The 11,838-nt window shown below is 47.3% G+C and carries 10 protein-coding genes; 4 read left to right on the forward strand and 6 right to left on the reverse strand.

The window, feature by feature from the left end:
- Positions 1–6 precede the first annotated feature (6 nt).
- Positions 7–2,325 carry a catalase/peroxidase HPI gene (gene katG / locus AT705_RS19635; RefSeq protein WP_082669083.1) on the reverse strand — a complete coding sequence of 773 codons (2,319 nt, stop codon included), beginning with the start codon at positions 2,323–2,325 and terminating at the stop codon, positions 7–9.
- A 488-nt stretch (positions 2,326–2,813) separates the two neighbouring features.
- Here katG and AT705_RS19640 point away from each other — a divergent pair, with 488 nt between their 5' ends.
- Positions 2,814–3,266 (forward strand): nuclear transport factor 2 family protein, encoded by a 453-nt coding sequence (locus AT705_RS19640; protein WP_058798078.1) that lies wholly within the window; start codon positions 2,814–2,816, stop codon positions 3,264–3,266.
- Positions 3,267–3,284: 18 nt separating this feature from the next.
- Positions 3,285–3,518: a hypothetical protein gene (locus AT705_RS19645; protein WP_058798079.1), complete on the forward strand. Its 234-nt coding sequence runs from the start codon at positions 3,285–3,287 to the stop codon at positions 3,516–3,518.
- Positions 3,519–3,784: 266 nt separating this feature from the next.
- On the opposite strand, the gene AT705_RS19650 is transcribed toward AT705_RS19645, so the two are convergent.
- On the reverse strand, positions 3,785–4,987 hold the full coding sequence (locus tag AT705_RS19650) for an IS4 family transposase (RefSeq protein ID WP_058795531.1): 1,203 nt from the start codon (positions 4,985–4,987) through the stop codon (positions 3,785–3,787).
- A gap of 123 nt (positions 4,988–5,110) precedes the next feature.
- On the opposite strand from AT705_RS19650, the gene yidD reads away from it, so the two are divergent.
- Entirely contained in the window at positions 5,111–5,467 is a 357-nt protein-coding gene (gene yidD / locus AT705_RS26110; RefSeq protein ID WP_082669084.1) for a membrane protein insertion efficiency factor YidD, read from the forward strand.
- 17 nt (positions 5,468–5,484) lie between these two features.
- Here the strand turns inward: yidD and AT705_RS19655 are convergent, their stop codons facing one another.
- Genes AT705_RS19655 through AT705_RS19665 form a run of 3 tightly spaced genes read right to left on the reverse strand, consistent with a single transcriptional unit; the run spans position 5,485 to position 8,655 of the window.
- Positions 5,485–6,999 (reverse strand): polyamine aminopropyltransferase, encoded by a 1,515-nt coding sequence (locus tag AT705_RS19655; RefSeq protein WP_058798080.1) that lies wholly within the window; start codon positions 6,997–6,999, stop codon positions 5,485–5,487.
- Positions 7,000–7,818, reverse strand: a complete 819-nt coding sequence (locus AT705_RS19660; protein WP_058798081.1) for a hypothetical protein — start codon at positions 7,816–7,818, stop codon at positions 7,000–7,002.
- Between the two features lie 12 nt (positions 7,819–7,830).
- A complete protein-coding gene (locus tag AT705_RS19665; RefSeq protein ID WP_058798082.1) occupies positions 7,831–8,655 on the reverse strand; it encodes a DUF350 domain-containing protein in 825 nt (274 codons plus the stop codon).
- 235 nt (positions 8,656–8,890) lie between these two features.
- On the opposite strand from AT705_RS19665, the gene AT705_RS19670 reads away from it, so the two are divergent.
- Positions 8,891–9,526 (forward strand): DUF6058 family natural product biosynthesis protein, encoded by a 636-nt coding sequence (locus tag AT705_RS19670; protein ID WP_058798083.1) that lies wholly within the window; start codon positions 8,891–8,893, stop codon positions 9,524–9,526.
- 213 nt (positions 9,527–9,739) lie between these two features.
- Here AT705_RS19670 and AT705_RS19675 read toward each other — a convergent pair whose 3' ends face one another.
- Complete coding sequence (locus tag AT705_RS19675; RefSeq protein ID WP_058798084.1) at positions 9,740–11,797, reverse strand: S9 family peptidase; 2,058 nt, start codon at positions 11,795–11,797, stop codon at positions 9,740–9,742.
- Between the last annotated feature and the right edge of the window lie 41 nt (positions 11,798–11,838).

Below are 11,838 nucleotides of genomic sequence, written 5' to 3' on the forward strand. Positions count from 1 at the left end.
GTGCAATTATAGCTGATGGCGCAAGTCAAAGCGGTCCAGCTGCATGACTTTGTGCCAGGCTTTAACAAAGTCTTCAGCAAATTTTTGCTGGGCGTTGTCATACGCATAGACTTCGGCCACGGCGCGCAACTCAGAGTTTGAGCCAAAGATTAAATCGACGCTGGTGGCCGTAAAGCGTTGCTCGCCTGTACTTCGGTCAATGCTCTCATACAGACCTGCCTGGCTGGTTTTCTGCCACTGATGAGACATGCTCAATAGGTTGATGAAAAAGTCATTGCTCAGGGTGCCCACTTTATCGGTAAATACGCCGTGTTGAGATCCTGAAGCATTGGCACCGAGTACGCGTAGCCCGCCCAGCAGCACCGTCATTTCTGGTACAGTCAGGTTTAACTGATCAGCTTTATCGACCAGCATCTCGGTCGGCGAACGGTAGCTTGCGTTGACATCAAAATAGTTTCTGAAGGCATCCGCTTTTGGTTCAAGCAGCGTGAATGAGTCAACATCGGTTTGCGCCTGAGTCGCGTCGGTACGGCCAGGGGTAAAAGGAACAGAAACAGTGATACCCGCATTTTTTGCTGCCTGCTCAACGGCTGCTGCACCTGCCAGTACAATCACATCTGCCATAGATACTTGCTTACCGCCACCTGCTGCACGATTAAAGCGAGCCTGAACCGCTTGTAGTTGATTCAAAACTGAGGACAGTTCGTCCGGGTTGTTAACTGGCCAGTCTTTTTGTGGGGCGAGCATAATGCGGGCGCCGTTGGCACCACCGCGCATATCCGAGGCACGGAAGCTGGCAGCTGAGGCCCAGGCAGTGCGGATGAGCGCCGGTACGCTGATACCGGTTTTCAGAATATCCAGCTTGATTGCTTTGGCATCGGCTTCATTAATTAAAGCATGGTCGACTTTAGGGACTGGATCTTGCCAGATCAGTGCTTCGTCGGGTGCTGTATTACCCAGATATCGAGTGCGTGGCCCCATATCGCGGTGTGTCAGCTTGTACCAGGCTTTGGCAAAGGCCAGGCGATATTCTTCCGGGTTCGCTAAAAAGCGTTCGGCAATTTTACGATACTCAGGGTCGTACTTGAGTGCCAGATCTGCGGTCGTCATAACTGGCGAATTGAATTTCCGTTTAACGTGCGCATCCGGCACTGAAGTGTGTAGTGCTTCGTCTGTTGGGATCCATTGAATCGCGCCGCCCGGACTGCGGGTCTGCTGCCATTCAAAGTTCAGCAGGTTTTGCAGGTATAGCGTGGTCCAGCGGGTTGGAGCCTGAGTCCATGCACCTTCCAGGCCGCTGGTCACAGTGTCTTCCGAGTGGCCTTTGCCACATTTGTTTTTCCAGCCCAGCCCTTGCTCTTCAATAGCAGCACCACCAGGTTCTTTGCCAACGCATTTGCTGGCTTTGTGGGCACCATGCATTTTACCGAAGGTGTGGCCACCTGCGATCAGCGCCACAGTTTCTTCGTCATTCATGGCCATGCGACCAAACGCGACGCGGATGTTTTTCGCCGAGCCAGCCGGATCTGGCTTACCTTTTGGTCCTTCCGGATTGACGTAGATTAAGCCCATATGAGTGGCACCCAGCGGGCGCTGGAGTTTACCGTCTTTTTCTTCGCGATCACTGGCCAGCATTTCAACCTCCGGACCCCAATAGACCAAATCAGGCTCCCAGTCATCCGTTCGGCCACCGGCAAACCCATAGGTTTTGAAGCCCATATTCTCAAGACCAACGGTGCCGGCCAGAATCATCAGGTCGCCCCAGGAGATCTGCTCTCCATATTTTTGCTTGAGTGGCCAAAGCAGGCGTTTTGCTTTATCGAGGTTGCCATTGTCAGGCCAACTGTTGAGTGGAGCAAAGCGCATTTGTCCGCCATCACCGCCGCCGCGACCATCCAATGTTCGATAGGTACCAGAGCTGTGCCAGGCCAGGCGAATAAACAAAGGCCCATAATTGCCCCAGTCCGCTGGCCACCAGTCTTGTGACGTTGTCAGTAATTCGTTCATATCACGCTTGAGCGCAGCCATCTCTAACTGGTTAAATGCCTGAGCATAATCAAAGTTTTCGCCGAGCGGGTTGGAGCGGCTGTCGTGGTCACGCAGAGGCGACAGGTCAAGTTGGTCTGGCCACCAGAACTGGTTCGATTTGGCCACGCCTGTGGGTACATGACCACTACCGACGGCGCCTTTTGGTTTACTGATTTCGCTATTAGAGTGGCTGGCTTGCTGCGCATCATTGTTGCTGGCGCAGGCGCTCAGACCCGTGATCGCAACACCCACCAGTGCGGCCAGTGCTGACTTTTTAAACATCATCGCTGTTGTCATAAAGGTTACCTTTTTTCTTCAACATACCTGTCGACCAGCCAGATCTACCCGGTCGTCAGTGCATCTACTTAATTCTCTGAAAGTATAATTTTTTGTTTGCAAAATTGTTAATGGGGTTTTTCGATGCCTGTATTCGTAAAAATCAATCATGGCTGAGGTAGATACAGATAAGAGGGGGTAGGACAATTTTAGAGCGAGTTGTGAAAAACGAACGAGCGCAAAGTTCACACTCTTCATCGCAAGCCTGCTTGAGTGCATGTAATTTACTTGATAGGTTTTCTTTAAATCTGCATTGATGTGGTTTTTATCTCAATGAGAGATATATGAGCCCATTGAGGCGGTGAGTATATAAATGCTTAATAATATGCCGATTTTTACTTTTAAGGTGCAAGCCAACTTACGTGATAATATAAAATTTATACCCTGATTAGCCTTTACTTTTAGCTGATTCAGTGAATCATAAACACAATTTAAAGGAAGTGATAATAATGAAATTATTCTTTAAGGCTATGGCTGCGGCAACACTACTTGTCTCTACATTCAGTCGAGCTGAAGCGGTTACCGGGAATGAGTATCAGGCGGTCGTTGACACTGCATATACCTACTTCAATGGTGCAGCAAAGGGCGATCAGACACTGCTGGCGCAAGCGTTTGATTTAGAGTTTGGCCATATCAAAATGATCCGGGTAGACAAAGAAACGCAGCAAGAAACGGTCAGGGTGATTTCACTTAAGGAGTTCGCCGGTTTTTTTAAGGAGGCCACAAAGGATAAATGGGAAGCCAATATTTTATCTGTTGATATCGTAGATGATAAAATGGCGATGGTTAAACTGGATTTCCACACCCCAAAAACACACTACATTGATTATTTGGTAATGTATAAACGTCAAAATACGTGGCGTATTGTGACTAAAACCTTTGTCGCCAAAAGTAAATTGTAGGTCAGTAAGCGTTTTTGAATGACGAATCAGAAAAGAAAACACATTATCCTCAGTGCGATTAAGCGCGCGGAATGTGAAGACATTCATGATGTGGTACGCATTGCCGGAGAAGAAATCGAGTGCCTGGAAGCTGTCCCGTTTGGCTCAAGAAATGAAATCATGCGGATCTGTGAAGATATTGCGGATGGGGTGATAGATGGCAGTGAGTCGATTAAAAGGGTAATGACGTTTTTAAACTCTATACCAGATTAATGCGCTTTTCTCCGCTTCCAGGATGCCGTTGTGCTTCGGAATGACGAGCGCCAGATGAGTTCATCGGAGGCCGCGCAGAGTTATACCAATTTCACTTAATGCCTGGTCTATTTGAAGGAGCAAATAGGACGCTAACAGCGTTAAAAATTTCTCATTTAGAGCAACTAAATAGCAAAATTTTTGCCTTGTTATCGACCCTATTTTCTCGCCTCAAAATAGCCCACTTAATTAAGCAAATTGGTATTACGCAGCACTGGGGGATCCCCTCATAATTGAGGCCTCCCGAGCAGATGTATCAAGCGCACGTATTCACGTATAGCCCAGCGCAGCTGCTTCCCCGTCATAACATAATCGCTTCGTCGCCTAACCTCTTTGCCGAGCCTGACAGTCGACAGCACAGCACGATCTCTGATGGTATTTGCCTGGAACTTTCGTTGCCAATTTGAGTGTTGGGCATACAGGCCTATCCACCAGAGAATAATGGTCGCCAGCAAAGAGAGTAATAACAATATATCGAGCCGGTTGGGGCATCGACTTTTACTATGCCGCAGACCCATCCCGTATTGGGGGCTTTTCAGGTCTCGAAAGCTTTCTTCGATTTGCATACGTTTGGCGTAAAGTGAGACGACACGTTTGGGTTTGAACAATTCTGCGGGCAGGTTAGTGGCTAATAGCCAAGGCTCCTTACTGCCAGTTCGATAACTTTTTTGGGCGGTATGATGCCTGCCTGCTTTTGATGAGCGCCTGTCAGTACGGCCTTTTTGTTTGGCTTTATATAAATGAAGATGGCAGCTAATTGGGCTTTTTCGGCCAAGCTTTACTTCTCCAATATAACGACCACGGGGAGTAGCTGATGGATAAAGAGCCTGATTTACATGCCAATCTTCACTGTTTTGATGCTGATAAGTGACTTTGCCACGCACCCGTCCGAGCCAGAACCAACCTTTTTTATCGACCTGTCTAAACCAGGTATTTCGATAGCCAGCATCGGTCACGATGAGTGGAATACATTTATCAGGCAGGATGCTGGCAAGTTCGTCAAGGAACAGCTGATGGGACTTAGGTGAGTTGTATTGAGCAAACGTGAAGGTACGTTCATACACTATCATTGAGCGTCCCTGAATGCTGACGGAAGCACGTAACGTCATCAGCCGCAGTTGCTCACGCACATCTGCCCAGTCGACCAGCAAAATAGGCATGGGATTAGCGCCACATATCAGGCGCGCATGGAAGCGGTAAATAGCAAGTCGGTCGTTATGCATGGCTGTGTTGCCAAGCAGCCGGTCCATGCGCTTGATATTGTGCTTAGCAGCGACAGGGCCCTTCATATTCCGGCCAAGCTCGGTAAGTGAGAGTTGATTGCTATCGAGCAAAGTCTCAGTTGCCAGCATTAATGAATCAAGGCGCCGAGCATGAATTTGGGGGCAGTTTTTTCGGAGCATATCGTGTAGGATGGTGATATCACGCATGGTGTTGTTATCTGGTTAGTTTTTGGCGAAATAAATTAGATCAAACAATGCCGTGCGTGTCCATCACATTGATTTGAAATATAATTATCTGGGGATTCCTCAGTACGCAGCATTGGGGTTGCTATGGATTATCTGGCCATATTATTGATACGATTTTATCAACGATTTCTTTCTCCGCATAAAGGGTTTAGATGTGCTCATGCCCTTGTGCATCAGGGCACAAGCTGTTCACAGGCTGTATTAGACATTGTAAAAAACGACGGTGTTTGGCGGGGATACCAGCAGATAAAGTCCCGGATGCATGCTTGTGGACAGGCGTATATCACCCTTCAACAATCAGATAACCAAGACAAGCGGAAAAACAAAACGAGTCGTTGCGATTGTGGCGACCCAAGCGCAGGCTGTGATATAGCCAGTTGCGGTGGGAAGGGAAAAAGCTGCGATGCGCCAGACTTGGCTTGCGATTGCTGGCCTTTATAGACGACCGCATGCGCGGCTCAGTTCCAGTATTTCCAGCCGTCCAGGTAGTAGTAGAGCACATGCGGCTGATCCAGGCTGCTGACTTTGCTATTAGTGTTTTGCATATCAGCCGGAAAAGTCATTAGCAGGGGCTCAATGTTCGGATCATAAAAACGTGTGACGGGCAAAGCTTGATGCTGTTTGGGGCACTTAGATTTACATGCCATCACAAAGCCCCAGTTGCCAAATGAAGGGATGTCAGCATGATAGGGCGTGATTGAGTGAAAGCCCGCTGCCGCTGCTGTATTGTGGATAGACCAAAATGCCTCCTTGGCAAAGTAGGGGCTGGTCGCCTGAGTAACCATGATCCCCTGTGCATTTAGTCTGTGTTTTACCAGAGTATAAAACTGTTTACTATATAACCTTGAAAGACTGATAGTTTTAGGGTCAGGTAAATCCACCACAATCAGATCGTATTTGTGGCGGGTGTCTGTCAGATAAACAAAGGCATCTTGATTGATTACCCGGACTTTAGGGTTCAGTAAAGCATCCTGATTGAGTTTTTTTAGATGGACATTGCTGCGTGCCAATTCAGCAACGGCCGGATCCAGATCAACCAGAGTAATGGCCTCTATATACGGATATTTGAGTAACTCTCTGGCTGCCAGTCCGTCTCCCCCGCCTAAGATCAAGACTTGTCGAGTGTCCGTTTGCCGCTGCAGTGGCAGGTGTATGAGAGATTCATGATAGCGGTATTCATCAATGGCAGAAAACTGTAACCCGCCGTTTAAATACAGCCGTAAGTCGTCTTTATTTTTGGTCATGATCAGCTGCTGATAGTGTGACTGCTCGCTATGAACAATACGGTCTTCAAAAACCGTCTCGTTCCAGTGGCGGTTAAGCGCTTTACTGAATAGCATAAGTCCCGCGAGTGTTAATAACACCAGGGTCAGCAAGCACCTTAACAGGCGTGCCTGCGCCTTTGGAAACTGATCGTAAAAATACCACAGCAAGGTCAAAGCGATAGACAGGTTTATCAGACCAAACAGCAGTGAAGTTTTAAACACGCCAAGCCAGGGCAAAAGCGCTAATGGAAATACCAAAGTGGCAATGAGCGCGCCCAGATAATCAATAGACAGCACATTGGCAAGGTTGACCTTCAGCGTGTAGTGTTTTTCCATTAACCGAGATAGTAGCGGGATCTCAAGACCGACAAAAACACCAATCAGGGCAGTCAGCACAATCGACATACTCTGAAAATGCCAGCCCTGGGCGTAGCAAAAGTACAGAAGCGGGACTGAGCTGCCACCAATCAGTGCGAGCATCAGCTCGTAAACGATAAACTGTGCCAGCAATGTATTGTCAATTACCCATTTAGACAGATATGAGCCCACGCCCATAAAGGCCATATACACGCCAATGGTGATAGAAAACTGCGTGACACTGTCGCCAAGAAAATAAGCACCTGTGGTAGCTATCAACAGCTCATAAACAATCGAGCACAAGCCTGCAATAAAGATACTAAACAGCAGGATATGACTTTCTCTTAGCACTTATTTACCACCCCGACCACTACCACCACGGTGATTCGCGCCAGACATACTTTGTTGGCGTATGCTGCGATCGACCGTCATTTGAGACTTACCATAGGCATAACTGACGTAATTAATGTCATCGTCATTTTTATACGCCCAGCTGAACAGCAAGGCAAATAGCCCGAGGGAGAAACACCAAGCATACAAAGGAGCACGTGAGGGGCGGGCTTGATCGCCCAATGGGTTGTGACCATAGGGCTTTTTGTTATAGGTTGTTTTGCCAGACAGCGGCTTATCTTCTTCATAGCGGTTGCCCAGCACTGTAAAGCACAAGAAAGCCACAATGAGTGCGATATAGAAGAGCGGTTTTAGTACACTGGCATCTCCCCGCACAGGCACAACACGAAAATAGTAGCGTGTGTTATTCAGCTTTTGATTGTTGCTACTTTGATCAGTCAAATACATCTGATAGCTGCCTTTTTTCGCAAAACGAATTTTAAACGAGGCTTCTTTTCTATGTTCGGTCCACTTGCCTTCGGAGTCTCTGCCTGACTCAGACCACAGCTCATCATGATAACTAAACAGGTAAGTGCCATCGGCCTGATAGACTTCCATATCTATGGCTTTCCAGGTATTCATCTTCATCACACCCTTGAGTTCAAAGCGCATCATTTGGCCATCTGCAGGCACGTCGAACTGGTAGGCCTTGTCCTGATTGGTAAACTCTGTACTCTTGACAAAAGGCACCTTTGCAACAGATTCATCCAACACCAAACTGCCAACAAAGCATAAAGCCATAATGACTAAAGCCAGGAAAAAGGTTTTTATCACACTCATAAACTGTCCTTTTTACAGTGTGTAGAAAATGGCCAGCGCAACCGACACAGCCACGCTACCCTCTATGAGAGAAACCGCGGTGTTGCCTTCTGCGATAGCTTTGTTGACCCTCACGCCAGGCATTAGCACCAGATCAGTCAGCAAACGTACTACGGGCAGTAATACCAGTGCAATTAATGCGTCGACGAAAAATAAAGTAATGCTCTGTGACCAGCTTTCTAACCCTCCGCGCAGTGCGTGGAATAAGATAATACCAGTGGCAATTTTGGTTGCGGCAAAGCTGACGGCAGCAGCCATATTGTGCTTTTCCAGCTCATGTTGCAGGTCAAAATGCGTCAGCGCATCATACAGTTTACTTGCGATAAGCAGGACTAACTGAGCAAGCAGATAAAACACTATGGCGGAGGTGAAATTGCCTTCACCCATCAAAGCCCCGGCAATGATCAAACCTGCACTGATGTAACTGGCAAATTGTGCAATACCAACCCCTAAATTCTGATGTGTGACTATCTGCTCTTTATTGCAAAACCTTGGGAGTAATAACTTATCGCTAAACACTCGGGTGATGAGCAACAATCCCAGTCCTGTGAATGCATAGAGGCTCACATTGAGAAGATCGGTTAGCAGACCTTTACTGGGTCCCTGAAGAACCGCCACGTATATCATGGTGACGGCAATTAAGAAGCCACTGATTGATACCGCCAAAGCAAGGTTGTTGTTTTGTTCAATTTCAGTAAAAGTGTTGTATGAGGTGGTGGCGTTATAGAGCCACTTAGCAATAAATATAACCACCAGAAAAAGCCCAAGAAAGCTCAACTCCGCCTGAGGAAAGTCCATGTTTGTTTCCGTATTTTATCCATGAAGATTTGGACGGGCGATTTTAACACAGAAGAAAAGCAAGTAAATTTTTAATATTTTGCGATTTAATAGAGAACGTTCCTAATTTGTGTGATGATGAGTGTGGACCATTTCGTCGGGTGCAACAGCAAAGAAGGCTGCTTTATCACCCTTTCTACAGACAGCGAAGAACGGTTTATATTCTTTTACAATAATAAAAAAGAGAGTTATCTCAATGGAACTACTGCACTATTTAAACGAGCGCTTTATTACCAAAAGTGCGTTGCTCGCACAAACCAAGGCCACGCCACAAATATTACAAGCGCTTCAGGAAAAAGGGTTAATGCCGCAGTGTTCGTACCGCATTGCACTGAACATACAGTGTGACTCATTTTTTGGTGAGCACAATGAAGACCAGGCGCTTGAATATTATGCAAAAGGTTATACTACCTGGTTTGGGTGCATATCTGCACTCAGTGATGAAAGCGATGCTTATGCGCTGTTTTCACTGCGCTATAAAAATGCACTAGAACAGTTAAAAAACGCAGGTCATGTATTACACAGCCCGCAATTAAATGACGATCTTGATGCGCATATAGAGCAGGAGTGGCAATATTTCCTCAATGGAACTTATGGATTATGCACTCATTCTGGTTTGCCAGAGGATATTGCTGGCAAGGAGTTAGCAATCTTCGAGATTAATCAGCTTATTGAACAAGAAACACTTCAGCCGACTCAGTTAAAACAGCTTGAGAGCGCTGTTAACCTGCTGGACTCAGTCAGTGCTTTATTTGCACCTCATGAAAGGCAAAGAAGCTCACGGCACCGTTTAGTGGATGAAGTGCGTCGTAAATATAACTTGTCAGCATAATAGTTGGATACTGAGACAGGCTCTATCTCGAGCCTTAATTAAATCGCTTTGGACTTGCAAGTGGATGCTATCCAGGGAGAATCCAGGAATTATATGGCAATACTAAAGATACGGTTTTATCAACGCTTTGTTTCGTCGTATCAAAGGGGGCGGTGTGCTCATGCCGCTGTTCATCAGGAACAAGCCACCTGCGAGGCAGGTGGCCGATAAGGCTTAGTCTTCTTTGTTGTCGGTTCGGTACTTCTCAAACCAGGCCAGGATATTACCTACTTTACGTGCCAGATTAGAGGGTTTGGCGGCAATGCCGTGGTAGGCGCCCTGAATACGTACAAAGGCGCTGTCTACGCCTTGCAGTCTCAGTGCACCGTAATACTGCTCACTTTCTGACATTGGCGTACGGACGTCGAGTTCACCGGTTAGCACCATAGTAGGTGTTTTCACATTGCCAACCAAAGAAAGCGGCGAGCGGTTCCAGTATTGCTCATAGTCATTCCACGGCAGATCGCTAAACCAGTAACGCGTCATAAAGGTATAAATGTCAGACGCACCAATCATGCTGGTCCAGTTGATAACAGGCTTTGCTACGACCGATGCTTTAAAACGGTCTGTTTTGCCGATGATCCAGGCTGTTAACGTCCCGCCGCCTGAGCCGCCGGTGACAAACAGGTTTTCCTCATCAACATACCCTTTGGCAATGACGCCATCGACCATATCCATCAGGTCGTTGTAATCTTCTGACGGGTAGTTCTTATCAATTTGGTTGGCAAAATCAGCGCCCATAGACGTTGAGCCTCTTGGATTACCGTATACAACGACGTAGCCAGCAGCGGCGAATAACTGGACTTCGGTTGAAAACTCAGGGCCGTATGCTGTGTGTGGACCACCATGAATTTCCAGGATAAGCGGGTATTTTTTCTTGGGGTCGAAGTTTGGAGGGGTGACTATCCAGGCCTGCAGGCGTCTGCCATCGATACTGCTTTTCACTTCCATCAGCTCAGGCTTATTAAGCGTTTTATGGTCAAATACATCGCTATTCAGGTCGGTCAGCTGAGTGACTTTCCCACGTTTGGAGACCACTGCTAAGTCGGCAGGGCGTACGCCAGTGGATTGAGTGAACACCACTTTTCCGTTGTCGGTTACATCATACTGGCCTGACGTATAAGGGCGACCCAGGCTCATGCCTCCCAGCGCATCGGTTTGCGTTTTCAGCTTGCCAGACAAAGAAACATATGCGACGTGTTTCTTACCTTCGTTGTCGTAACTGAAATATAAGCCTTTGCTGTTGTCGGCCCACTTTACATTGCCAACACTGCGATCAAGATTCGGTGTCAGGCGTTTCATGTCTGAGCCATCCGGGTTCATCACATACAGCTCTGCGATCTGGTTTGATTTACCATTGTCTTCGAAGCCCGTAAATGCCAGCTTTTTGCCATTGGGACTCATCTTTGGGCTGCCCTCAGGGCCTGACATAGCGGTCAGCTCGGTGACTTTTGAAGTTAAGACATCAATGGCCAATAAATCGCTGTTGAAAACGTCAAACTGGGCATCGTCGTGTGTGTTGGCAGAGACAATGATCTGCTTACTATCTTTTGTCCAGGCCAAAGCGCCCGCAAAATCATGTGCACCTGAGCTGATCTGTCTCGGTGAGCCGCCAATTGCTGGGACTACATAGACGTGCATATTACCTGGGCGTTTCATTCCGGCGCCATCACGCTGGAATAAAGTTTGGTCGATATACTGAGCATTATCAGCCCACTTAGCATCCTTGGGTTTAAAGTCTAGGCTAAACAGTGGCTTGGATTTACCGGGGGTAAACATGGAAAAAGCCAGCTGCTTTCCATCTGGCGAGAAACTCAACCCACGGGGTGTCATGTTGACATCGGTCACCCGCGCAGTCAGGCCAGTGGCCAGATCGCGCATATAAATCTGTACTTTGCCTTCTTTGCTCGAAAGATAGGCCATTTTAGTGCCGTCGGGAGAAAAGACCGGGCTGAAATGGTTTTTAGAATCTGACAGCAAAGGCAAGTGTGTTTTTCCATCCAGTGATACAGTCCAGAGGTTTCTTTTCAGGCTGTCCGACATGATATCCATGCTGCGGCGTTCATAAACAACTTGCTTGCCGTCCGGCATAACCACTGGGTTGGCAGCATATTCGATATTGAACAGATCCTGATAGGTGAGCGTGTTGTTGTTTTGTTCAGGCGTGGCAGCAAGTACTGAACCGGACAGTGCCAGCGCAATACAAGACGTTAAAATAGAAAGCTTTTTCATTGTTTTAGTACTCTACTCGTTGTTGTCGTTGACCGTCCATA

The sequence above is a fragment of the Pseudoalteromonas rubra genome, from assembly GCF_001482385.1.
GTDB lineage: Bacteria > Pseudomonadota > Gammaproteobacteria > Enterobacterales > Alteromonadaceae > Pseudoalteromonas > Pseudoalteromonas ardens.